General features: G+C 40.0%; 18 protein-coding genes, 5 tRNA genes and 1 pseudogene. 20 read left to right on the top strand and 4 right to left on the bottom strand.

The genetic code is table 11. From position 1 onward, the window contains the following. Nucleotides 1–155: 155 nt before the first annotated feature. The 5 genes from accD to purF all read left to right on the top strand — a co-directional run bounded on the left by accD (nt 156) and on the right by purF (nt 5,228). Nucleotides 156–1,031: an acetyl-CoA carboxylase, carboxyltransferase subunit beta gene (gene accD, locus AC0L7Q_RS10925; protein ID WP_008111068.1), complete on the top strand. Its 876-nt coding sequence runs from the start codon at nt 156–158 to the stop codon at nt 1,029–1,031. A gap of 25 nt (nt 1,032–1,056) precedes the next feature. After that, entirely contained in the window at nt 1,057–2,322 is a 1,266-nt protein-coding gene (folC, locus tag AC0L7Q_RS10920; RefSeq protein ID WP_413402702.1) for a bifunctional tetrahydrofolate synthase/dihydrofolate synthase, read from the top strand. Nucleotides 2,323–2,333: 11 nt separating this feature from the next. Then, entirely contained in the window at nt 2,334–2,960 is a 627-nt protein-coding gene (locus AC0L7Q_RS10915; protein ID WP_413402700.1) for an SPOR domain-containing protein, read from the top strand. 228 nt (nt 2,961–3,188) lie between these two features. Then, nucleotides 3,189–3,683: a CvpA family protein gene (locus AC0L7Q_RS10910; RefSeq protein ID WP_008468348.1), complete on the top strand. Its 495-nt coding sequence runs from the start codon at nt 3,189–3,191 to the stop codon at nt 3,681–3,683. An 18-nt stretch (nt 3,684–3,701) separates the two neighbouring features. Beyond that, the gene (purF, locus tag AC0L7Q_RS10905) at nt 3,702–5,228 is read left to right on the top strand and encodes an amidophosphoribosyltransferase (RefSeq protein WP_413402697.1); all 1,527 of its coding nucleotides are present in this window, start codon (nt 3,702–3,704) and stop codon (nt 5,226–5,228) included. 88 nt (nt 5,229–5,316) lie between these two features. Here the strand turns inward: purF and AC0L7Q_RS10900 are convergent, their stop codons facing one another. Continuing rightward, nucleotides 5,317–5,916: a Yip1 family protein gene (locus tag AC0L7Q_RS10900; RefSeq protein WP_413402695.1), complete on the bottom strand. Its 600-nt coding sequence runs from the start codon at nt 5,914–5,916 to the stop codon at nt 5,317–5,319. Between the two features lie 199 nt (nt 5,917–6,115). On the opposite strand from AC0L7Q_RS10900, the gene miaE reads away from it, so the two are divergent. The 3 genes and pseudogenes from miaE to AC0L7Q_RS10885 all read left to right on the top strand — a co-directional run bounded on the left by miaE (nt 6,116) and on the right by AC0L7Q_RS10885 (nt 11,250). Further along, a complete protein-coding gene (gene miaE / locus AC0L7Q_RS10895) occupies nt 6,116–6,895 on the top strand; it encodes a tRNA isopentenyl-2-thiomethyl-A-37 hydroxylase MiaE (RefSeq protein ID WP_413402693.1) in 780 nt (259 codons plus the stop codon). A 192-nt stretch (nt 6,896–7,087) separates the two neighbouring features. Continuing rightward, nucleotides 7,088–9,321 (top strand): annotated as a pseudogene (locus AC0L7Q_RS10890) (EAL domain-containing response regulator). A 33-nt stretch (nt 9,322–9,354) separates the two neighbouring features. After that, nucleotides 9,355–11,250, top strand: coding sequence for a sensor histidine kinase (locus AC0L7Q_RS10885; protein ID WP_409423544.1), 1,896 nt, complete (start codon nt 9,355–9,357; stop codon nt 11,248–11,250). A 12-nt stretch (nt 11,251–11,262) separates the two neighbouring features. Here AC0L7Q_RS10885 and AC0L7Q_RS10880 read toward each other — a convergent pair whose 3' ends face one another. Together AC0L7Q_RS10880 and AC0L7Q_RS10875 are read right to left on the bottom strand one after the other, a co-directional pair. Beyond that, entirely contained in the window at nt 11,263–11,997 is a 735-nt protein-coding gene (locus AC0L7Q_RS10880) for a UDP-2,3-diacylglucosamine diphosphatase (protein WP_413402687.1), read from the bottom strand. A gap of 68 nt (nt 11,998–12,065) precedes the next feature. Continuing rightward, on the bottom strand, nt 12,066–12,557 hold the full coding sequence (locus AC0L7Q_RS10875) for a peptidylprolyl isomerase (RefSeq protein WP_008111051.1): 492 nt from the start codon (nt 12,555–12,557) through the stop codon (nt 12,066–12,068). Nucleotides 12,558–12,701: 144 nt separating this feature from the next. Here AC0L7Q_RS10875 and cysS point away from each other — a divergent pair, with 144 nt between their 5' ends. Further along, nucleotides 12,702–14,081 (top strand): cysteine--tRNA ligase, encoded by a 1,380-nt coding sequence (cysS, locus tag AC0L7Q_RS10870; RefSeq protein WP_413402685.1) that lies wholly within the window; start codon nt 12,702–12,704, stop codon nt 14,079–14,081. Nucleotides 14,082–14,244: 163 nt separating this feature from the next. Further along, on the top strand, nt 14,245–15,141 hold the full coding sequence (locus tag AC0L7Q_RS10865) for an EamA family transporter (RefSeq protein WP_409423540.1): 897 nt from the start codon (nt 14,245–14,247) through the stop codon (nt 15,139–15,141). A 24-nt stretch (nt 15,142–15,165) separates the two neighbouring features. On the opposite strand, the gene folD is transcribed toward AC0L7Q_RS10865, so the two are convergent. Then, complete coding sequence (folD, locus tag AC0L7Q_RS10860; protein ID WP_138605400.1) at nt 15,166–16,020, bottom strand: bifunctional methylenetetrahydrofolate dehydrogenase/methenyltetrahydrofolate cyclohydrolase FolD; 855 nt, start codon at nt 16,018–16,020, stop codon at nt 15,166–15,168. 349 nt (nt 16,021–16,369) lie between these two features. Between folD and AC0L7Q_RS10855 the strand changes: the two genes are divergently transcribed. The 10 genes from AC0L7Q_RS10855 (at nt 16,370) to AC0L7Q_RS10810 (ending at nt 23,747) form a co-directional block, all read left to right on the top strand. Continuing rightward, nucleotides 16,370–16,446: transfer RNA gene (locus AC0L7Q_RS10855), tRNA-Pro, on the top strand. Between the two features lie 55 nt (nt 16,447–16,501). Further along, nucleotides 16,502–16,578: transfer RNA gene (locus AC0L7Q_RS10850), tRNA-Arg, on the top strand. A gap of 24 nt (nt 16,579–16,602) precedes the next feature. Then, a tRNA-His gene (locus AC0L7Q_RS10845) sits at nt 16,603–16,678 on the top strand. A 17-nt stretch (nt 16,679–16,695) separates the two neighbouring features. After that, a tRNA-Pro gene (locus AC0L7Q_RS10840) sits at nt 16,696–16,772 on the top strand. Between the two features lie 56 nt (nt 16,773–16,828). Beyond that, nucleotides 16,829–16,905, top strand: a tRNA-Pro gene (locus AC0L7Q_RS10835). A gap of 353 nt (nt 16,906–17,258) precedes the next feature. Then, nucleotides 17,259–18,563 (top strand): trigger factor, encoded by a 1,305-nt coding sequence (gene tig / locus AC0L7Q_RS10830; RefSeq protein ID WP_138605062.1) that lies wholly within the window; start codon nt 17,259–17,261, stop codon nt 18,561–18,563. A 159-nt stretch (nt 18,564–18,722) separates the two neighbouring features. Beyond that, nucleotides 18,723–19,340 carry an ATP-dependent Clp endopeptidase proteolytic subunit ClpP gene (gene clpP / locus AC0L7Q_RS10825; RefSeq protein ID WP_008111041.1) on the top strand — a complete coding sequence of 206 codons (618 nt, stop codon included), beginning with the start codon at nt 18,723–18,725 and terminating at the stop codon, nt 19,338–19,340. A gap of 131 nt (nt 19,341–19,471) precedes the next feature. Further along, the gene (clpX, locus tag AC0L7Q_RS10820; protein ID WP_010388064.1) at nt 19,472–20,755 is read left to right on the top strand and encodes an ATP-dependent protease ATP-binding subunit ClpX; all 1,284 of its coding nucleotides are present in this window, start codon (nt 19,472–19,474) and stop codon (nt 20,753–20,755) included. A gap of 148 nt (nt 20,756–20,903) precedes the next feature. Beyond that, complete coding sequence (lon, locus tag AC0L7Q_RS10815; RefSeq protein WP_418157302.1) at nt 20,904–23,264, top strand: endopeptidase La; 2,361 nt, start codon at nt 20,904–20,906, stop codon at nt 23,262–23,264. Nucleotides 23,265–23,447: 183 nt separating this feature from the next. Then, nucleotides 23,448–23,747 (top strand): HU family DNA-binding protein, encoded by a 300-nt coding sequence (locus AC0L7Q_RS10810; protein ID WP_256872136.1) that lies wholly within the window; start codon nt 23,448–23,450, stop codon nt 23,745–23,747. Nucleotides 23,748–23,819 lie beyond the last annotated feature (72 nt).

The raw sequence follows: 23,819 nt of genomic DNA, 5'->3' as shown, positions 1-23,819 counted from the left end.
CAGGTGGTTATTTTTATACGCTATTATTCGTAGTGCTAACTACTAAGACCAGTTTTTTATACCGTGATAGCGTAATTCATGTTTTAATTGGAAAAATTTGTTTGCATGGTTAACATGTAGACTCGCGACACAGAACAGCATTAAGAGAGTTGCAAATGAGTTGGCTAGAAAAAATCTTACCAAAAACGACTAAATCTTCAGGTCGTAAAGAAATTCCAGAAGGTGTATGGGCTAAATGTACGTCATGTGATTCAATTTTATATAAAGCAGAATTAGAAAAATCACTAAATGTATGCCCTAAGTGCGACCATCATATGCGTGTTAGTGGTCGTAAGCGTCTTGAACAATTTTTAGATGACGGTGACCGTCATGAATTAGGCGCTCAACACGAACCCAAAGATGTGCTTAAATTTAGAGACTCTAAAAAATACTCAGATCGTATTAATGCAGCTCAAAAGTCAAGCGGTGAAAAAGACGCACTGGTTGCAATGAAAGGAAACCTAAAAGGTATTCCTGTTGCTGCAGTTGCATTTGAATTCTCATTTATGGGTGGCTCAATGGCATCGGTTGTAGGTGCTCGCTTTGTTGATGCGGTTGACCAATGTTTAGAGCATAATATGCCGCTGATTTGTTTTTCTGCATCGGGCGGTGCACGTATGCAAGAAGCCCTAATGTCACTTATGCAAATGGCTAAAACCAGTGCTGCATTGGCTAAAATGACCGAAAAAGGCCTACCGTTCATCTCGGTAATGACTGACCCAACAATGGGTGGCGTATCAGCATCATTGGCAATGCTTGGTGATATTAATGTTGCAGAGCCAAAAGCATTGATTGGTTTTGCCGGTCCGCGTGTTATCGAACAAACCGTGCGTGAAACACTGCCAGAGGGTTTCCAACGTAGTGAGTTTTTATTAGAGCACGGCGCAATCGACATGATTATTGACCGTCGAGAAATGCGCGATACGCTAGCACGTATCCTAGCAAAATTTATGAACTTGCCTTCTACGGAACAAGAGCATAGAGTAGCGTAAATTTCAGCTTTACTGATTACATGCTATGACAAAAACAATTCCTAGCCAATCATCAAGCCTTGATGATTGGCTTTGTTATTTAGAGAGTGTTCACCCTGCCAATATAGAAATGGGCTTAGAACGCGTTGCTCGTATTGCTAACAACATAGGGCTTTTAACCTCCTCAACTAAAATCATTCTTATTGCAGGTACCAATGGCAAAGGAACAACAGCACGTTGTTTAGAGTCATTATTATTAGCCCAGGGTCATTGTGTTGGTACTTATGCTTCTCCTCATTTAGTTCGCTACAACGAACGTGTACGCGTTAATGGCGCTGAGCTTGACGATCAATACCATGTCGATGCGTTTAATTTACTAGAGCAAGGGCGTGGAGACACACCATTAACCTATTTTGAATATGGCACCTTAGGCGCGTTAGCAATATTCAAGCGTTTAGAGGTTGATTACGTGCTATTAGAGGTCGGTTTAGGCGGGCGTTTTGACGCGACCAATATTGTTACCCCTTTTGCTAGTGTGATCACCACCATCGATTTAGATCATAAAGAATACTTAGGCGATACCCGTGAGTTGGTGGCTTATGACAAGGCGGGAATTTTTAGAGAGAGTACTCCGGCAATTATTGGGGATTTAAATATTCCGCATACAATGACCGATTATGGCAAAGAAATTAACGCTAATATGGTGCTATCGGGTAGCGACTTTATTTTTAAAGAGTATGCGCAGAGTTTTAGTTGGCAATTTAAAGCACATAAACTCGAGTTACCTAAACCGGCCATCCCGTGTCAAAATGTGGCCACTGCGTTAACGACCTTGTCGGTGCTAGATTTATTACCAAGTGATGAAGTGATAACTCAGTGCATAGCTAACTTAGTAGTAGAAGGGCGCTTTCAACAATTAAGTGAGTCACCATTAGTGTATACCGATGTGGCACATAACCCTGAATCGGCACGTTATTTAGCAACTAAGTTAGCAAGCTATAAAGATAAAGGCTTTAAAATTCATGCATTAGCCGCTATGCTTGCTGATAAAGATAAAGTCGGTGTGCTTAAAGAAGTGGCTGATGTAGTCGATGAATGGTCTTTAGCGAGCTTAGACGGCCCGCGAGGGGATAGTGCCGCTCATCTTCAACAGGCGCTTTCAAGTATACCCAATAGTCATTTTAAACAGAGTTATAGCAACGTAGAGGTAGCATTGGATGCTATTTTGCCAAGCCAGCCAAGCAATACACTATTGATTATATTTGGCTCATTTTTTACCGTGGCTGGCGCTATTCATTACTTTAAAAAATAGAGAGGATGTCGGTGAACTCAGGTTTTATTAATCGCTTAGTCGGTACAAGTATTGTGGTGATCGCAGCAATTGTGTTTATTCCCAATATACTCGATGGTGAAAAAGTGCACTATAAAGAAGGCTTTAAAGCGATTCCAGAACGCTCTGAGTTCAAGACCATTGATTTACAAGAATCAATTGATCAGCAAGTTGCAAATGCAGAACCATTAAAAGAGGATGAAATTGAAGATATTCAGCCTGATGATGCTGCATTTGAGCAACAAAACAGCTCTGCTGAAACTGACGTTACTGCACAGCCAGCAATGGTTGAAGCAGTTATAGCCGATACAAAACAAGGCACAGTCACTACTGGGCAAAATAACGCTACGCGTAATACTAATGAAAACTTAACAAGTATGGCGTATGTCATTCAGCTTGGTAGTTTTTCTCATGCGGCAAATGTAAAAGCGTTGCAGGCAAAGCTAAAAACGAAAGGTTTTAAAAGCTTTACTAGGCCAATTAAAACGCCAAATGGTACGTTAACTAAAGTATTTGTAGGGCCGTCATTAAGTAAAAATGAGCTGCAGTCTCAGCTTCCTGCACTGAAAGAGCTAACTAAACTAAACGGTAAAGTTACTCAATTTGAAGTGGCAAAATAACTTAGTCGCTAATAGGTGAGTGTGCTCATAACTTAATATTGCACATTTACTTAACTTATACTCCATAAGTTAAGACTAGATCTCCACCTACTTCTAGCCTGTATATTTCACGTTATTTTTTATCTAAAAACTGCATGTTTTTACTCACCTGTAATCTCACGCTTAAACTTGCATCACTGGGAGGTTTAGGTATAGAATGCGCCCAAAATTAGCGACTAATTGGTTCTTATGATCTGGGTTGATTACGCCATTCTTGGCATTATTGCACTCTCTACCATCATCGGTTTAATACGCGGCTTTGTCAAAGAAGCTATGTCATTAGCGGTATGGGCAGGGGCTTTCATCATCTCCAGCTTATTTTATCAATATTTAGCTTCCTTCCTAACATCCATTTCTGAACCCCTTTTAAGAAATGCGGCGGCCATTGCCATATTATTCTTTGCGACGCTATTGTTAGGCGGTTTACTAAACTATATTTTAGGTGAGCTTGTACAGCGAACCGGATTATCTGGCACAGACCGTGTTTTTGGTGTGGTGTTTGGTGCTCTTCGAGGCGTGTTGGTCGTGAGCGCGTTACTCTTCTTTCTTGATGCTTTTACTGGTGCGCCAAATACGCATTGGTGGGGCAACTCCATTTTGATTCCAGAATTTGGCTTTGTAGTTGAATGGTTCTTTTCGTACCTAGAAAACAACTCGAGCTTTTTAAATTCAGTAAACCGTTAATCGGCGAGGATAAATTACATGTGTGGTATCGTTGGAATAGTCGGAACATCGCCAGTTAATCAGGCGATTTATGATGGCTTAACCGTTTTGCAACACCGTGGCCAAGATGCTGCGGGTATCATAACTATTGAGAACAATACATTTAGCTTGCGCAAAGCAAATGGCCTAGTGAAAGATGTATTTCACACTCGTCATATGAAACGTTTGCAAGGCAACATTGGCATTGGCCATGTGCGCTACCCAACGGCGGGCTCTTCAAGCTCGTCAGAGGCTCAGCCGTTTTACGTGAACTCTCCTTTTGGTATAGCACTTGCCCATAATGGTAATTTAACCAATGCAGAGTCGTTAAAAGAGCAGTTATTTTCAGAGGCACGTCGCCATGTTAATACCACCTCTGATTCTGAGATTTTACTTAACATCGTGGCACATGAGCTAAGTAAGTCAGACAAGCTTAAATTAGACCCTGAAGATATTTTTACCGCGGTTACTGAAGTTAACAATAAAGTGACGGGTGGTTATGCCACTATTGCCATGATTATCGGCCATGGTATTGTCGCGTTTCGCGATCCAAATGGTATTCGTCCTCTAGTATTTGGTAAACGTGAATCTGCTGCGGGTACTGAATATATGTTTGCCTCAGAAAGTGTGGCGTTAAAGCCAGATGGTTTTGAGTTTATACGTGACGTTGCCCCAGGCGAAGCAATTTATGTGACGGAAAAAGGCGAGTTTCATTCTTTTGCCTGTGCGGATAAAGTGTCTTACTCACCGTGTATTTTTGAATTTGTTTACTTTGCGCGCCCTGATTCAACCATTGATCGTATGTCGGTTTATGCTGCACGTGTAAATATGGGGACTAAACTAGGCGAGAAAGTAGCACGTGAGTGGGCCGATAAAGACATTGATGTCGTTATTCCTATCCCAGAGACTTCCTGTGATATCGCTTTAGAAATGGCACGCGTGCTTGACTTACCTTACCGCCAAGGCTTTGTTAAAAACCGCTATATTGGCCGTACGTTCATTATGCCAGGCCAAGAGCTACGTAAAAAATCAGTACGTCAAAAACTCAATGCAATTGACCGTGAGTTTAAAGGTAAAAATGTCCTACTTGTTGATGATTCAATTGTACGTGGTACAACCTCAGCACAAATAGTTGAAATGGCACGCGAGTCTGGTGCTAAAAATGTTTACTTTGCGTCAGCTGCACCGGAAATACGCTTTCCAAATGTATACGGTATAGATATGCCATCGGCGGCTGAACTCATTGCACACGGCCGTGAAGTTGAAGATATTAACCAAAGCATTAGCTCTGATGGTTTAATTTTTCAATCATTAAGCGATTTAATTGCAGCAGTTAGCCAAGAAAATCCTGAGATCACGAAGTTTGAAACGTCAGTGTTTGATGGACAATACATTACTGGCGACGTTGATCAAGACTACCTAAATCGTATTGATAAGCTACGCAACGATTCTGCTAAAAGCACCCGCGAAAACGCCATGTCGTCTGGTTTAGAAATACATAACCAAGATGAAAACGAATCTGATTAATAGTGTAGTTACAGTCTAACAGTTATATTAACTGTAAATAAAAAAGGAGCTTAATCGCTCCTTTTTTGTTTTTCAAAAACATAATTTATTATGTAAACATAGGGCTGATTATACCGTTGGTCCATAGCATGGCGGTAAGTGCTAAAATAATAACCAGCAAAATGAGTCCACAGGTGACAACAGAGCTTGCATAAATAAAGCCGCGCTCCTGCGGAATGTGCATTAAAATAGGGACGCCGGTATACAGTAAATAAACTGAGTAAGCGAGCGCCACTAATCCAACACACACCACAAACCATAACTCAGGCCAAAAAGCAGCCAATGCTGACATAAACACCGGTGTAGCGGTATACGCTGCCAGCTCGATAGTTTGTGTAAAGGTCGGTTTAGCACCAAAAGTAACCGCCATCCAATGCGCTAAATAGGCCAGTGCAAATACACCGCCAATTAAAGCAACATACATGGCTGCGCCAATCATCAGTGCGCTTTCATGGGTTAAAAAAACGGGGGTGCCTGTGCCTATACTCCAGCCTAAGTAAACCGATGAGTAGTATCCCATTACTGAGGGGAATAAAGCGATAATTAAAATGTGCGATAAGCTATAGGTTAAGCTTTCGTGACGGTTATCAATTGTTTGCCACTCTTCGAGTGGGTGGGCGTATAAGCCCCATAGGTGATTTAGTATCATTGCGTGCTCTCCATAAAAGGATAAGTTACTGTTTGGTTATAGTTGGTTTGTTTTTTATACAGTCCATTTATTTATGGTTCAGTAACTAAACAAAGTCAAGTTATTCACATGCTTGTAAGAGGCACGTGTGTTTATTTTATTCAGGACATTATTTCGTGTTAAAATACGTAATCGCAATTTTTAGCAATGAGTAGTCAGCGTGCCACATAGTCAGCTTTTAGAGCCAATTAACAACTTTTTATTATGCCGTACCCCTGATGAGTGGGTTGAACAGGCAATTAAAAAAGAAAATTTACCCATCATATTAATTGATCACTTAATTTGTGAGCTAAAAGCGGCGCAAAGTGCGATGTTTTTAATTCGTAAGTATGCGGTAGATAAAGACAGCAGTGATGCACTGCTTGAGTGGCTAAAACCGTTTGAAACGCTTATTTATAAACGTGAGGGAAACTGGCGTGATTTAGCGGCTAAAAATAAACTCACTAAATCTATTATTCCTAAATCTAACTCACCTTATGGACAAGACTTAATTGATAAAATGGTGATGTTAATAAAAGAAGAACTACATCATTTTTATCAGGTGCTGGAAATTATGGATGAATATGGCGTTGAGTATAAAAGCATTACGCCGTGTCGTTACGCCAAAGGCATGTTACGTAATGTTAAAACGTTTGAGCCCAATGCCTTAGTTGATAAACTTATTGTAGGTGCGTACATAGAAGCGCGCTCATGTGAACGTTTTGCTGCGCTTGCCCCGCATGTAGATAAACGCTTAGGTGACTTTTATATTTCATTGTTACGCTCAGAGGCTCGCCATTATCAAGACTACTTAACGCTTGCTCAAGAAATTGCTGATTTTGATATTACCGAGCGGGTAAAAGAATTTGCTGAAATAGAAGCGCAACTAATTACATCGGACGATGAAGACTTTAAATTTCACAGTGGCGTGCCTATTAATGCTTGCCAACAACTCGCATAATTTACACATGAAGCTGCTACCAGTTAAACAGCAAACTGTTGTAGCAGCCACTTTTAATTAAATTCTTTTTAAATTAGACACATCCAATACCCTCTCCTAATATTAGAATAGCTATTTAAATTATTTAACTTATTGCTTTGTAATTCATTTTAATAACAAGGTCATACCTTATTTATTATTGGGTGAGAAGATATGCAAGATAAAGAGGGATTATTTGTATTTGCAGCTGAAGAAGAACAAGCAGATACAGATCTGAAAGCATGGAAGATATTAACCGTTGAGGATGACCTTGATTATCAAAACGCGTTAGTTAACAGCCTAAAAGAATTAAAAGCCAAGGATGGTTATAAATATGAGCTGTTAACAGCAAATACTGTACCTGAGGCTGCTTTGGCGTTGAGCATGCATCCTGATATTGCACTTATTTTTATAGATGTAGTGATGGAAGAGGATGACTCAGGCCTGCGTTTAGTGAATACTATTCGAGAGGTTATAGGTAACGCAGAAATGCGTATTGTGCTGTTAACTGGTCAACCTGGTTTTGCTCCAGAGAGTGATATCATGAAAATGCTCGATATCGATGAATACTGGAATAAATCAGATATTACAGCAGAGAAGCTGCAATCAATTGTTAATAGTAACATTCGTACATGGGAGTATATTTCACAAATTAGGTCAGCTAAGCAAGGTTTACAGTTGGTGCTTGATGCATCTAGAAGTATTAACGGTAAGCATGATATGGCCTCTTTCTCTTATGCAGTGCTTCAAGAAATTAGTAATATTTTAAAAATAACCGAAGGCGGCGGTATTTTTTGTTCGAGTAATACAAGCTCAAGCTCTGAATGCTTAATACTTTCTACCTATGGTTGCTTTAGTGGCACTAAAGGGCAACCTGTTGAACCTAACCTGCCTGCAGAAATGCAGCAAGATTTTAAACAAGCGATTAAACAGCGCTGCCATATTTTTTCAAAGCACCACAGTGTATTTTTTTCGAAACTCCCTTAGCTCAAGACCAAGATATTTCTTATATAACGGTCGTTAAATCAGATAATCCAATTAGTGAGCAAAATGAGTATTTACTAAAGGTATTTAGCGAAAATGTGAGCACGGGATTTGCTAATATTTCATTATTAAATCGCTTAACCGAGCTTGCTTATACCGACGTATCACTTAATTTGCCAAATAGGAACTGGTTAACCCGTGAAATAAAGAACATGAATGCGCATGAGCGTGTAAAAACACGATTAATCATTTTTGACATTTATCAGTTTGATGAAAAAGCCTTCACCTTTGGACATGATTTTTGTAATAAGTTAATAAAACTAGTTCACAAACGTATTGTTGACTCGTTTTCTAAATATGAACCACGCATAGCTCTTATTAGTAGCAAAGCATTGGGTATGCTAATCAACATTGATCTTGACATATCAGCTGCAGTAAATGATTTTCAAAATAAGCAAAAGTTCGAAATCGAACAGGTAAAACAATACATTGATGTGCGTATTTTAGAATTAAAATTAAGTGTAGCTTTAAACCTTCCCCCAGAAAAAGTCATCAGCTTGGCAGAGTCAAGTTTGAACTCTTCGCAGGTAAATCAAGCAAAGTATATTCAGCATACCGAGGAAAAAACAGATCAGATAACTCGTCGATATGAGCTGATGGCTGAGCTCAGAACGGCTATAGGTAATAAAAGCTTAGAGGTGGCGTTACAACCCAAAATCAGCTTATCAACCTTGAAACCAGCAGGTTTTGAAGCGCTTGCTAGATGGCAAAGAGCCGATGGCAGCTTTGTACGCCCCGACGAATTTATAGAATTAGCTGAAACAGCCGGATTAATTAATGAACTAGACCATGTGATTTTTGAGAAAATACTAGGGGCTATTAATCAACTTAAAGAGCAAGGCTGTAACTTACCCGTTGCATTTAATGCGTCCTCTTATGATTTAGTTGAGCCAAGCTACTTTGAACAGATAAAAAATAAAATTGAAGAATACAGTATTTTGCCTTCTATGCTTGAGCTTGAGGTGACCGAAACACAAGCTATTAGTAATTACAGCTTAATTAAAAAGGCGCTTGAGCGGTTTATTTCTTTGGGTATGAAAGTCAGCATTGATGACTTTGGTACAGGGTATTCGTCTTTGGCTCACATTAATGAAATACCGTCTACGTCGATAAAAATAGATCGCTATTTTGTTAGTGACCTTGAGTTTAATGACAATAATCAATACATGATTAAGATGATATTGTCTTTGGCAAAGCAATTTAACTTTTCGGTGATTGCTGAAGGTGTTGAGAATGAGTTTGAGGCCAAGTGGTTGCAGCAACAAGGCTGCGAAACAGCTCAAGGGTATTATTTTTCTAAACCTCTATCTCTAAAAGACCTGTTCGTATGGTTAAAGCAGCATGAAGTGACTGATAATGAATAGTATTAATAGTTTGCCTGTTGGTTCAAAAAAAGTGTGCTAGTTAAATTGCTATTCAGTTTATTCATTACCTTCTTTATTGGTTGGCTTATATACGAACAAATATATCAAGAAAAAATAAACACCATTAAAGCTCAGCAAGATGAAAAGTTAGTACTAATTAGTAGTGATTTCTCCAAAGAGCTCAGCAGCATTAAAAAGCTAACTCGTATTTTGGCTCAAGGCCCAGTTTTAAAAAGCGATGCACAAAACACGCCTTTGCAACAAATGCGAAGCAGAGATGAAATAAATAATTATTTTTTAAATTTTGCGGCTATCTCTACTAACATAGCGCAAATTCGCTGGCTAGATAAGCAAGGGCAAGAGCAATACCGCATTAACGCAGTGAATGGTGTTGGCAAAATTGTATCGCCTGATGGTTTGCAAAATAAGCAAAACCGTTACTACTTTCAAAAAGGGATGCAGGTCAGTGCGCCTGACATTTTTGCCACAGAAATAGATTTAAACATTGAACGCAACAAAATCATAAAGCCTCATCAACCAACAATCCGCGTAACCTATCGTACCAATAAAGAAAATTACTTATTAGATGGCCTATTGGTGATTAACTTTAACTTAGATTATTTATTTAATCAGATCAAAAGCTATAGCCAAAAAAGTACTCATGTCAGCATTTTGAATCATGATGGTTTTTGGTTATTAAATGGTGATACAGATTTAGAGTGGGGGTTTATGTATGGTAAAAATGAGCAAACACTCGCTTTAAAAAAACCGGAGCTTTGGCAGCAAATTATTAATGACAAAGTAGAATATGGTTCGCACTTTTTTGACCATAGTCTTTATACCTACCGCCGTTTTTCTATTTTTTCACTGCGTGAGAACAAAGGCAGAATTAGTGACACCGATAAAGAGTTAATTATTTTAATAAGTAGTCCTGATGAATTACTAATAGCTGGACAGGTGAAAGCCTTACAGTTTGCGTTTTTGTGTAGTGGATTACTGTGTTTAATTAGTTTTGGCTTTATTTATCGTGAGTATAAGTTTCAAAATAAGCTGTTAACCCTCTCGCATAAATTACATATAGAAAAGATAGAACTAGATATAGTGAACCGAGAGCTTGATGCCACCATAAAACAGCAACAACAGCTACAAGAAGGACTAATTGAAGCGCAAAAACTATCCTCATTAGGATTGCTCGTAGCAGGAGTTGCTCATGAAATGAATACACCCATTGGTGGAGCCGTTATTTCTGTTTCTAATGCAGATATGGCATTAGCTAAATTAAATGTGGCGATGAAGGAGGGGCTGACTAAATCAACGCTAGAGGAAACAACAACCAGCATTGGAGAGAACTTAGCGCTGGCCAAAGTTAATTTAAATAAAACCGCAGTATTAGTGAAAAGTTTTAAAAAAATGGCCATTGATCGCCATAATGATGAATTTATTGCATGTGATATTGAAAAAATTATTGAAGAGCTATTATTGTCATTAAACTCCAGATTAAAAAATTCACCGATAAAAGTGAAAACTATTTTCTTGCTTAATAAACAGGTGATTAGTTTGCCGGGGATTATTTCTCAGGTGGTTGAAAACCTTGTAATTAATGCGTTAAATCACGCTTTTGATGAAAAGCAGGCGGGAGTGATAGAAATAAAAGTAGAGCAAGCGACAAATAATAGCGTAAGGCTAAGTGTGTCAGATAATGGTAAAGGGGTTAATAATGAGACTAAAGCAGATATATTTGAGCCTTTTTATACAACCGCACGGGGTAAAGGTAATACGGGTTTAGGTTTATATATGGTGTATCAATGGGTAACACAAGTTTTGAAAGGAGACATCAAACTTCATTCAGAACCACAAAGCGATGCTTATTTTAAAACACAATTTATTATTACCTTGCCTGAGTTAACCGCAAAGTCTCATTACGATTAATTACTAGGAACGTTATAAAGGCGTTGAAATTAATTGTTGTGACTCGGGAGTAACCACTAAATACGAACCTTGAGTATACCAATCGCCCAATACTGTGCGAGTTAGGGTTTGGTTATTAACTTCATAGGTATGTAAATTAGGGCGGTGAGTGTGGCCATGGATCATATTAGCCACGTTATGTTTGGCGAAGGTTGCGAGTACCGCGCTTTGCACCACATCCAGTATTTCTATAGGCTTGTCTGCTTGGCTAAGTTTACTTTTTTCACGCGCATCGCGGGCTATTTTCTTTCGATAACATAAGGGCATAGCAAGCATTAATTTGGGCCACCACCAACCACGACTTTTTTTACGAAACTTTTGATATTCAATATCTTGAGTACACATTTCATCACCATGTAAAATTACCGTGGGTGTGCCGTAAAGGTCGATCACTGTTTGCTCATCGAGTAGAGTCATTCCTGCCATATTGGCGTATTTTTCACGCATGATAAAATCGCGATTACCGTGTACAAAGTAAATGGGGATACCCGAGTTACTAACTGCTTTTAATTGTTTGGCCACTGCTGCGGATAGTTCGCTAACATAATCGTCACCAACCCAGACTTCAAAAAAATCACCTAAAATATATAGGGCGTCTACTTTTTGAGGAACAATATAGGAGTGTAAAAATTTAAAAAATGCCGCTGTAATATCAGGGCGATTTTCACTCAAATGTAAATCGGCAATAAAGTAGGTTTGGCGAGTCATGGTGATTCCAGTTAAATAAAAGCGGGTGAATACCCGCTTTATGTATTCTGTAAAGAGTGAAGGGGGTTTTAGCTTACAGTTACACTTTCAATTACCACATCTTCAAGTGGTACATCTTGGTGAAAACCATTGCTACCTGTAGCAACACCTTTGATTTTATTTACTACGTCCATGCCTTCTACTACTTCAGCAAACACACAGTAACCCCAGCCTTGCGACGTTTCGCTGCTGTGGTTTAAAAAGTCGTTGTTATTCACGTTAATGAAAAATTGCGCTGTTGCTGAGTGTGGATCAGGCGTACGCGCCATTGCTAAAGTACCTACTTTGTTAGATAGGCCGTTGTTAGCTTCATTTTCAATTGGGTCGTTTACTTCTTTTTGCTCCATGCCCGATGCAAAACCACCGCCTTGAACCATAAAACCATCAATTACACGATGAAAAATAGTGCCGTTATAAAAACCTGAGTTTGCATATTCCAAAAAGTTTTTTACTGTATTTGGAGCTTCGCTTTCGTGCATTTTAATGGTGATATCACCAAAATTTGTGTGTAGAACAACCATGAGGTTTCCTATAGCTGGTTTGAATATTGGCGCTATTTTATCGTAGTTGACCCAGATTAACAAAGTGCTTTGATAAACCGCTAGAGCCCATGCTTAGCAAGTGGTAACATAGCTTTTCTGTTAATCGTGAAGGAAAGCAACTAAATGGTACAAATATACAACACACTGACACGCCAAAAAGAACAATTTAAACCTATGGTCGATGGAAAAATAGACATGTATGTGTGTGGTATCACCATTTATGATTACTGTCACATTGGCCATGCACGCACATTTGTGGGTTTTGATGTGATTGTTCGCTATCTTCGTCACTTAGGTTACGATTTAAAGTACGTACGTAATATTACCGATGTAGACGATAAAATTATCAAGCGCGCAAATGAAAACGGTGAAGCCATTAACGACTTAACCGTGCGTATGACTAAAGCCATGCATGAAGACTTTGACAGCTTAAATATGTTGCGTCCTGATGTAGAGCCAACGGTAACGGGTCATATGGATGAAATTATTGCCATGGTTGAGCGTTTGATTGTAAAAGGCCATGCTTATGTTGCAGCCGATGGCGACGTTTTATTTGATGTATCAACCTTTGAGCAATACGGAGCACTTTCACAGCAAGATTTAACCATGCTGCAATCGGGCTCACGTGTGGAAGTAGCACAAGATAAAGACGATCCTCTAGACTTTGTTTTATGGAAAAAAGCTAAAGCAGGGGAGCCATCGTGGTCATCACCTTGGGGAGATGGGCGCCCTGGTTGGCACATAGAATGTTCAGCAATGAGTTCAAAGCACCTAGGTGAGCACTTTGATATTCATGGTGGTGGTTCAGACCTACAGTTTCCGCACCACGAAAACGAAATTGCGCAATCATGCTGTGCTAACAACGGCCAATACGTTAATACTTGGATCCACACCGGTATGGTTCAAGTGAACAAAGAAAAGATGTCTAAATCATTAGATAACTTTTTTACCGTTCGTGAAGTATTAAAGCAATACGATGCTGAGTCGGTTCGTTACTTTTTAATTTCTGGTCATTACCGCAGTCAACTTAATTACTCGCAAGAAAACTTAGACCAAGCACGTTCATCACTTGAGCGTATTTACACGGCATTACGTGGTGTTGAGCCAGTTGAATGTGAGCTTGAGGGTAATGAGTATGTAGCTAAGTTTAGAAAAGCTATGAATGATGACTTTAATTCGCCAGAAGCATTACCGGTTGTGTTTGAAGTTGCTAAAGAGTTAAACCGAGTAAAAGAAAGTGATAGCGAAAAAGCAGGACATTTAGCCTTTATTCTACGCAGCTTAGGTGAAATACTTGGTATTGCTCAACAAGCACCTGAGGCATTTTTACAAGGCGGTCAAAACGACGATGAAGTGGCTGAAATTGAGGCACTGATAGTCAAACGTAATGACGCACGTGCCAGTAAAAATTGGGCTGCAGCAGATGAAGCTCGCGATGCTTTAAATGCACTGGGTGTAATACTTGAAGATTCAGCGGGAAAAACAACGTGGCGTAAAGCTTAGCCACAACACGCGGATCACCAAAAAAAGGGTTGCCATTGGGTAACCCTTTTTTGTTATATCAATTGCATTAAATTGATTATGTTTTTAATAAAATTGATATTGTTGACCTCAATTATGGTTGAGGTTTTAAACTCGCATTCATCAATTTAAAAATGGAAAATTAATGAATATTTTACTTGCCATGATCCCTGCTTTTTTATGGGGCACGACTTATGCAGTGACTAAGTACGCAACCCCAGAGTGGCCGCCAATCTTATTAGGGGCCATACGTGCACTTCCTGCTGGTTTATTATTGTTGTTATTTAAACCCTCTTGGCCAACAGCAAAGCAATGGCCTGGCATCTTTTTAATCGGCACGATTAATATTGCGCTATTTTTTAGTTTTATTTTTGTAATGGCAATTAACCTACCAGCAGCTATTGCTGGTGTGGGTATGGTGTCTGTACCGGTAGTGGCATTATTGTATGCCTGGCTCGTTAAACGACAACAGCCAGCGCTCGTGCAAGGTATTTGTGCGCTTGCTTTAGTGGTTTTGGCATGGCGTTTATTTGATCCACAACATATAGCGCTTAATGTGTTGGGAGTATTGGCACTGATAGGGGCGCTATTAACTATTGTGATAGGCAGTACGTTGGTACAAAAAGTAACTGCTAAAGTCCACTGGTGGACGGTACTCACGTGGCAGCTAATCATTGGTGGCAGTTTGCTAGCAATTGCCGCTATGTTTCAAGTTTTTTATTTTGCTCCACAACAGTATCAATTTTTAACTGCATCAATAAATACCACGCAATGGCTGGCGTTATTGTGGCTGGTGGTACCTAATACTGCTTTGGCTTACATCCTATATGTTTGGTTATTAGGGCGAATGTCAGTGGTTGAATTTACTTTTGGCACTATAGCCAACCCAATTGCCGGTATTTTATGTGCAGGAATATTAATTAACGAGCAGTATGCAAATTGGCAGTACGCGATTATGTTATTAATGATTGTGTTTTCGGTTTTGCCACAAGGCTTGGACTTAATAAAACAAAGAATGATGATACAAAAAGCCCGCAATTAAGCGGGCTTTGCATTACTTTATTTACTAGCTGTGATATTTCTCACACGCTTCTAACGTATTTTCAATTAAGCTAGCAACTGTCATCGGGCCTACGCCGCCAGGTACAGGGGTAATAAAGTCAGCTTTTTGTTCTGCAGCGGCGTATTCAACGTCACCCACTAACTTACCGTTGTCTAAACGGTTAATACCCACATCAATAACAATCGCGCCTTCTTTTATCCAGTCACCCGGAATAAACTCTGGTTTGCCTACAGCAACAACCAATAAGTCAGCACGGCGAACATGGGTTTCTAAATCTTGTGTGAACTTATGACAAACAGTAGTAGTACAGCCAGCTAACAACAGTTCAAGTGACATAGGGCGACCCACAATGTTAGAGGCACCCACTACCACTGCGTGCATGCCTTTGTAACGCACGCCAGTTGAATCTAATAAGGTGATAATACCTTTTGGTGTACATGGGCGAAGGGCTGGCATACGCTGCGCCAAACGACCAATGTTATAAGGGTGAAAGCCATCAACATCTTTATGCGGGGTAATACGCTCAAGAATTTTTTCTGCGTCTAAGCCTGCAGGTAGAGGAAGTTGCACTAAAATACCGTCAACTTCGCCATCAACATTCAATTCATCAATTAATGCTAATAGCGCTTGCTCTGTTGTGTCTGCGGGCAAATCAAATGATTTAGAAATAAAACCAACTTCTTCACAGGCTTTACGTTTTGAACCAACGTAAACTTGGCTGGCTGGGTCTTGTCCAACAAGCACTACAGCTAATCCTGGGGCTCTAAGATTTTGTGCAACACGTTCTGAAACTCGTTCAGCCACTGCGCTACGTACTTGTTTTGCTACTGCTTTACCATCAATGATGTTTGCCGTCATGGGTGACCTTTAATTAGGTTAATTAACTTGATACCGATACATTTAAAAAACGAATGCATATATAGGGGTTAAAATGCCGATAAAGAAAAAAGACCTTTACCTCACTCATTTTTTAATACGGCGACTATTTTCGCAGAAAAGCGGTTGAGCGCCAAGTTGCTTTTAAATTATAAGCCCCCGAATTATAAAAAAGAGTTTAAATTTTATCCCTGTATCGTAATATTTGACCATTATGAACTAAAAATGAGCAATTGATTTGTTTTCTTAAAAAAACGTTTGACCTAACCCGGTCAAATCACTATTATGCACCCCGTTGTCAACGAGGTCACTCGCAGACAATAGTAAGTATCGGCGATTAGCGCAGTTTGGTAGCGCACTTGGTTTGGGTCCAAGGGGTCGCAGGTTCAAATCCTGCATCGCCGACCATTTTTATGTTTACTCATAACAATTTAACTTACTAGTGAACTATGAAGTTTTCGATGCGCCCATAGCTCAGCTGGATAGAGCAACGCCCTTCTAAGGCGTCGGTCGAAGGTTCGAATCCTTCTGGGTGCGCCATTTTGAAAACACTGTAATGCCGTGGTGATTGTAGCTCAGTTGGTAGAGCCCCGGATTGTGATTCCGGTTGTCGTGGGTTCGAGCCCCATCAGTCACCCCAATTTACAAAAAGAATATCGGCGATTAGCGCAGTTTGGTAGCGCACTTGGTTTGGGTCCAAGGGGTCGCAGGTTCAAATCCTGCATCGCCGACCACTTTCTTATAAGTGGTCTTAAATCCTAAGTTTAAGTATTCGAGAAAATATGTATATCGGCGATTAGCGCAGTTTGGTAGCGCACTTGGTTTGGGTCCAAGGGGTCGCAGGTTCAAATCCTGCATCGCCGACCATTTCCCCTTAAGTTCCATATTCTAAACCTCTATTTTATTTAAAATAACTTTGTTTTTTCTGCTCCTATTCATTCTATATAATTTAATTAGCCTGTTTTTTATTCGCTTAGTCGTTATCTGCGCTGATCTACCCCAAATAATTGCCCCCCACACTCGACTATCATGAATATTAGGTTATAATGCCGCGTCTATTTGTTTAAAAATATAGTGCCCTAGGGCAGAGCAGCAATGGTATCTCCTGGTAGCGACGGATTTTTTTAAGCTCTAAGGCTTGAATTTTATCAAGACGCCTATAGATTACTTTGTTTGTAATGAAGGCGAAAAGTCGCCAAAATTGAATATTGAGGTAAATCATGCAAGTTTCTGTTGAGACGACTCAAGGCCTTGAGCGCCGTCTGACCATCACCGTTCCTGCAGAGAACGTTGAGACCGAAGTAAAAAAACGCTTACAACAACTGTCAAAAACGCAGCGTATCGACGGTTTCCGTGCTGGTAAAGTACCAGTATCAGTAATCAACAAGCGTTTCGGACCAGCTGTTCGTCAAGAAGTTGCTGGCGAAGTAATGCAGCGTAATTACATTGAAGCAATTGTTGCTGAAAAAATTAACCCTGCTGGCGCACCTACATTTGCTCCAAAAGCACTTGAAGCAGGTAAAGATTTAGAATTCTCAGCAACATTTGAAGTTTACCCTGAAGTTGAAGTTCAAGGTTTAGAGAAAATTGCTGTTGAAAAACCAGCTGTAGAAGTAACTGACGAAGATTTAGCAAACATGCTAGAAACACTTCGTAAGCAACACGCTTCTTGGGCTGACGTTGATGCAGCTGCTGGCGCAAACGACCGTGTAACGGTTGATTTCGTTGGTACTATCGATGGTGAAGAATTCGAAGGCGGCAAAGCTGAAGATTTCCCATTAGAACTTGGCCAAGGTCGTATGATCCCAGGTTTTGAAGACAACATCGTTGGCAAAAAAGCAGGCGAAGAAGTTGTTGCTGACGTAAACTTCCCTGAAGATTACCACGCTGAAAACTTAAAAGGTAAAGCGGCTCAATTCACTATCACAGTGAAGAAAGTTGAAGCGCAAGAATTACCTGAATTAAGTGATGAGTTTGCAACTAAATTCGGTGTTGCCGAAGGCGGCGTAGACGCGCTTAAAGAAGAAGTTAAAAAGAACATGACACGTGAGCTAGACCAAGCGGTTAAAGCTAACGTAAAAGACCAAGCTATCAAAGGTCTTTTAGAGCAAAACGAAGTTGAAGTGCCTAAAGCATTAATCGACCAAGAAGTTGACGCTTTACGTGAGCAAGCTGCTCAACGTTTTGGTGGCAACGGTCAAAATATGCCTGAGCTTCCTGCTGAATTGTTCCATGAGCAAGCAGTTACACGAGTTAAAACTGGCCTATTATTAGGCGAAGTGATCAAAGCGAACGACATCAAAGTTGATGACGCTAAAGTTGAAGCACTTATCGCTACTGTAGCATCTGCATACGAAGATCCAACTGAAGTAGTAGAATACTACAAAGCAAATGATCAACTAATGCAACAAATGCGTAATGTAGCAATGGAAGAGCAAGCTGTTGAAGCTATTTTAGCTAAAGCAACTGTGACTGATGTTGAAAAAGCATTTGATGACATCATGAATCCACAGCAAGGTGCATAATAAGTCATTGACTTAAGCGCTCGCTAACGATTAAATGGCTCGTGTTACTCTGTTTATGCAGTGTGCCCGGGCCATTTTAGTTTGTGGTTCTTAATTAGCTAAAAATGATCATTATGCTTTTCTTAGAATAAGTATAAGCGCATAAGGAATTAAATAAGTATGAACACTGGTATGACAGATCCCCTAAACGCATTAGTCCCAATGGTTGTTGAGCAAACAGCTAAAGGCGAGCGCTCATTTGATATTTATTCAAGACTATTAAAAGAGCGTATTATCTTTTTAACGGGCCAAGTTGAAGACAACATGGCAAATCTGATTTTAGCGCAAATGCTTTTTTTAGAATCAGAGAACCCAGATAAAGATATCTTCTTATATATCAATTCACCGGGTGGCTCGGTCACTGCGGGAATGGCTATTTACGATACAATGAATTTCATCAAACCTGATGTAAGTACTATTTGTGTGGGCCAAGCGGCTAGCATGGGTGCGTTTTTACTATCTGGTGGTGCCAAAGGTAAACGTTTTTGTTTACCAAATTCACGTGTAATGATTCACCAACCATTAGGTGGATTCCAAGGTCAAGCATCTGATTTTGAAATACACGCGAAAGAAATCCTGTCTATTAAAGACAAATTAAATCGCTTAATGGCTGAGCATACTGGCCAACCGCTTGATGTTGTTTCACGCGATACAGACCGTGATAACTTTATGAGTGCAAGCCAAGCTGTAGATTACGGTATTGTTGACTCAGTATTTACTAATCGCGGTAGCAAGTAAGTATGCCTGCAAGCAGTAATGCTTGCTAATGAGAGTTACTATGCGAAAAAGCCTAAATTTTGGTATAGTTAAAGCGTATTAAAATAGCCACCAAAGCTTTGGTGGCCAACGTAATAAAATGAGGTAGCTGAATGTCTGACACTCCTACAGACGGCGACAAAAGTAATAAATTGTTATACTGCTCTTTTTGTGGCAAAAGCCAGCATGAAGTTCGAAAATTAATTGCAGGACCTTCAGTATACGTTTGTGATGAATGTGTAGAGCTGTGTAATGATATTATCAGGGAAGAAATTAAAGACATCGCGCCTAAGCATGATGCCGCTGACAAATTACCTGTGCCAAAAGAAATTCGTAACCACTTAGACGACTACGTAATTGGCCAAGAGCATGCGAAAAAAGTGTTGTCTGTAGCGGTTTACAATCACTACAAGCGTTTACGCAACCAATCAACTAAACAAGACGTTGAATTAGGTAAAAGTAATATTTTATTAATTGGTCCAACGGGGAGTGGTAAAACACTACTAGCCGAAACGTTAGCACGTTTGCTAGATGTGCCGTTTACAATGGCCGATGCCACTACGTTAACCGAAGCCGGTTATGTGGGCGAAGATGTTGAAAACATCATTCAAAAGCTTTTACAAAAATGTGACTACGACGTAGAAAAAGCACAACGTGGTATTGTTTACATTGATGAAATTGACAAAATTTCACGTAAATCAGATAACCCATCAATCACCCGTGATGTATCAGGTGAAGGTGTACAACAAGCCTTACTGAAATTGATTGAAGGTACCGTTGCTTCTGTTCCGCCACAAGGTGGACGTAAACATCCACAGCAAGAGTTCCTGCAAGTAGACACCTCTAAAATTCTGTTTATTTGTGGTGGCGCATTTGCTGGTCTTGATAAAGTTATTGAACAGCGTAGCCACAAAAATACTGGCATTGGTTTTGGCGTTAACGTTAAAGAGTCGGCAGCGAGCCGCTCTTTAAGTGAAACATTTAAAGATGTTGAGCCAGAAGATTTAGTAAAATATGGTTTAATTCCAGAGTTTATTGGCCGATTACCTGTTGTTGCTACATTGACTGAACTTGATGAAGCTGCACTGGTACAAATTTTAAGTGAGCCTAAAAACGCTATTACTAAGCAATTTTCAGTATTGTTTGGGATGGAAGACGTTGAGCTTGAGTTTCGTGATGATGCACTACGTGCTATTGCTCACAAAGCAATGGAACGTAAAACCGGTGCACGTGGCCTGCGTTCAATCGTAGAAGGTGTATTGCTTGATACTATGTATGAGCTGCCTTCAATTGATAACGTAAGTAAAGTGGTTGTTGATGAAACCGTTATTAAAGGTGAGTCTGACCCAATCTTGATTTATGACAGCAGCAATCAAGAACAAGCCGCAGCAGATTGAATTCTGAGCAAGTTGTAAAAAAAGGAGCCAATGGCTCCTTTTTTTATAATTAATTTAATCGAGTTGGCAAAAATTGTTGAACTTTAATTAGGTTATCCCCATATACTTGAGTAATCTTTAAATAAATGAAGTGCAAAGAGAAAATACAATGACGCTTGAGAGAAACGATCGAGTCGAAATCCCTGTGCTAGCACTGCGCGATGTAGTGGTGTATCCACACATGGTGATCCCGCTTTTTGTAGGCCGTGAAAAATCAATAAAATGCCTTGAAGCGGCAATGGATAAAGACAAACAAATTTTCTTAGTTGCACAAAAAGATGCAACTGTAGATGAGCCTGAGAAAGACGATATTTATCGTGTAGGGACAATTGCGACTGTACTTCAATTATTAAAGCTACCCGATGGTACAGTAAAAGTATTAGTTGAAGGCACGCAGCGTGCGAATATCGAAGAGTTTGTTGATAACGAAGACTTCTTTGTTGCCAATGCACAGTTTATTGAGTCTGATTCAGTAAACGAGCAAGAACAAGATATTTTTATTCGCAGTGCATTAAGCCAGTTTGAAGGCTACGTAAAATTAAATAAAAAAATCCCACCTGAAGTGATGACTTCGGTCTCTGGTATTGATGAGCCAGCGCGTCTTGCTGATACCATGGCTGCGCATATGCCATTAAAAGTGCCTGAAAAACAAAAAGTACTTGAAATATCAAGCGTTACAGAGCGCTTAGAGTACTTAATGGCGCTGATGGAAGGTGAGATAGACTTATTGCAAGTTGAGAAAAAAATTCGTACCCGCGTTAAAAAGCAGATGGAAAAATCGCAGCGTGAGTATTACCTCAATGAGCAAATGAAAGCGATTCAAAAAGAGCTTGGTGAAATTGACGATGTGCCAGATGAATTCGAAGCGCTAAAAAAACGCATCGAAGAGTCAGGTATGCCTAACGAAGCGAAAGAAAAAGCCACGGCAGAGTTTAATAAACTTAAAATGATGTCGCCGATGTCGGCAGAAGCTAGTGTTGTTCGCTCATACATAGATACGCTAATTAACGTACCGTGGAAAAAACGCTCTAAAGTTAAAAAAGATTTAGCAGGCGCGCAAAAAATACTAGATAGCGATCACTACGGACTTGATAAAGTTAAAGAGCGTATTATTGAATATCTCGCGGTACAGCAGCGTACTAATAAGCTTAAAGGGCCTATTTTGTGTTTAGTTGGGCCGCCAGGGGTAGGTAAAACCTCTCTTGGGCAATCTATTGCGCGTTCAACTGGCCGTAAGTACATTCGTATGGCACTGGGTGGTGTACGTGATGAAGCTGAGATACGTGGTCACCGTCGTACTTATATTGGCTCTATGCCTGGTAAGTTGATTCAAAACATGACTAAAGTGGGCGTTAAAAACCCGTTATTCTTGTTAGATGAAATTGATAAAATGTCAGCAGATATGCGTGGCGACCCTGCATCAGCATTACTTGAAATACTCGACCCTGAGCAAAACAGCCATTTTGCTGATCATTACCTAGAAGTCGATTACGACTTATCTGATGTAATGTTTGTTGCTACCTCTAATAGCTTCAATATTCCAGGGCCTTTATTGGATCGTATGGAAGTTATTCGTTTAGCCGGTTATACCGAAGACGAAAAATTAAATATCGCTAAAGAACACTTAATTCCAAAGCAGGTTAAGCGTAATGGTTTAAAAGAGAAAGAAGTTGAGATTGCCGACAGTGCCATTATCGGGATTATTCGTTATTACACGCGTGAAGCGGGTGTGCGTAACTTAGAGCGTGAAGTGTCTAAATTATGCCGTAAAGCGGTTAAAAATATTTTAATGGAAAAAGGCACCAAAACGGTCACTATCGATGCAGATAATCTTGAAGAGTACCTAGGTGTGCAACGTTTTGATTATGGTAAAGCAGAAGATGGCGACCGTATTGGCCAAGTAACTGGCTTAGCATGGACAGAAGTAGGCGGTGACTTACTGACTATTGAATGTGCTGCGGTACCAGGTAAAGGCAAGTTGACTTACACCGGCTCGTTAGGCGATGTAATGCAAGAGTCGATTCAAGCGGCAATGACAGTTGTGCGTAATCGTGCTGATGAGCTACGTATTAATAGCGACTTTTATGAAAAACGTGATATTCACGTGCATGTACCTGAGGGCGCAACTCCTAAAGATGGTCCAAGTGCCGGTATTGCAATGGTTACGTGTTTGGTTTCAAGCCTAACGGGCAATCCAGTGCGCTCTGATGTGGCCATGACGGGTGAGATTACCCTACGTGGTGAAGTACTGCCAATTGGTGGTTTAAAAGAAAAATTATTAGCGGCTCATCGTGGTGGTATTAAAACGGTAGTGATCCCTAAAATTAACGAACGTGACTTAAAAGAGATACCTGACAACGTATTGGCGGGCCTTGAGATTCACCCAGTTACTTGGATTGACGAAGTATTGAAGCTTGCTTTAGTGCATCCAGTTGATAGTTTTTCAGTCGAAACACCGAAAAAGAAGTAAAAAAGCCAAAAAAAGTGCTTTTAGGGGCTTTTCAAATCTAAACGGTATGATAAGTTAAGCACTGGTTTTCAAGCCTAGCCCTTGCAGGGCCTAGGCTTAAGAAAAATATAATCATATGAGCTTTAAAAAAATTGCTCAAAAATTTCAAAACAGTGATGTTAGTTTAAAAAACAATCGCTCTTGATAACAACAATGAAAGAGGATGATATTGTGAATAAATCTCAATTAATCGATCAAATCGCAGCTGATGCTGACATTTCTAAAGCGGCTGCAGGTCGTGCACTAGATTCATTCATCGAATCTGTTTCTGGCGCGCTAAAAGATGGCGACTCAGTTGCACTTGTTGGTTTTGGTACTTTCTCTGTACGTGAGCGTGCTGCTCGTGCAGGTCGTAACCCACAAACTGGTGAAACGATTCAAATTGCTGCAGCTAACATCCCAGCTTTCAAAGCCGGTAAAGCGCTTAAAGACGCAGTAAACTAATCATTGTGTAAACAATTTAGTTATGGCGAGTAAAGATCCGCTTAATTATTGCAATCGATAAATTAAGTTACT

This window comes from Pseudoalteromonas sp. KJ63-1 (assembly GCF_055808145.1).
Note: the sequence above shows the minus strand (reverse complement) of the source record. Positions and strands in the feature narration are given on the sequence as shown.

What these genes read in the sequence shown, in the direction of transcription:
- cysS (WP_413402685.1), top strand. Translation starts at nt 12,702, where the DNA reads ATGGTACAAATATACAACACACTGACACGCCAAAAAGAACAATTTAAA.
- purF (WP_413402697.1), top strand. Translation starts at nt 3,702, where the DNA reads ATGTGTGGTATCGTTGGAATAGTCGGAACATCGCCAGTTAATCAGGCG.
- accD (WP_008111068.1), top strand. Translation starts at nt 156, where the DNA reads ATGAGTTGGCTAGAAAAAATCTTACCAAAAACGACTAAATCTTCAGGT.
- AC0L7Q_RS10880 (WP_413402687.1), bottom strand. Translation starts at nt 11,997, where the DNA reads ATGACTCGCCAAACCTACTTTATTGCCGATTTACATTTGAGTGAAAAT.
- AC0L7Q_RS10910 (WP_008468348.1), top strand. Translation starts at nt 3,189, where the DNA reads ATGATCTGGGTTGATTACGCCATTCTTGGCATTATTGCACTCTCTACC.
- tig (WP_138605062.1), top strand. Translation starts at nt 17,259, where the DNA reads ATGCAAGTTTCTGTTGAGACGACTCAAGGCCTTGAGCGCCGTCTGACC.
- AC0L7Q_RS10900 (WP_413402695.1), bottom strand. Translation starts at nt 5,916, where the DNA reads ATGATACTAAATCACCTATGGGGCTTATACGCCCACCCACTCGAAGAG.
- lon (WP_418157302.1), top strand. Translation starts at nt 20,904, where the DNA reads ATGACGCTTGAGAGAAACGATCGAGTCGAAATCCCTGTGCTAGCACTG.
- folC (WP_413402702.1), top strand. Translation starts at nt 1,057, where the DNA reads ATGACAAAAACAATTCCTAGCCAATCATCAAGCCTTGATGATTGGCTT.
- folD (WP_138605400.1), bottom strand. Translation starts at nt 16,020, where the DNA reads ATGACGGCAAACATCATTGATGGTAAAGCAGTAGCAAAACAAGTACGT.
- AC0L7Q_RS10875 (WP_008111051.1), bottom strand. Translation starts at nt 12,557, where the DNA reads ATGGTTGTTCTACACACAAATTTTGGTGATATCACCATTAAAATGCAC.
- clpP (WP_008111041.1), top strand. Translation starts at nt 18,723, where the DNA reads ATGAACACTGGTATGACAGATCCCCTAAACGCATTAGTCCCAATGGTT.
- AC0L7Q_RS10865 (WP_409423540.1), top strand. Translation starts at nt 14,245, where the DNA reads ATGAATATTTTACTTGCCATGATCCCTGCTTTTTTATGGGGCACGACT.
- clpX (WP_010388064.1), top strand. Translation starts at nt 19,472, where the DNA reads ATGTCTGACACTCCTACAGACGGCGACAAAAGTAATAAATTGTTATAC.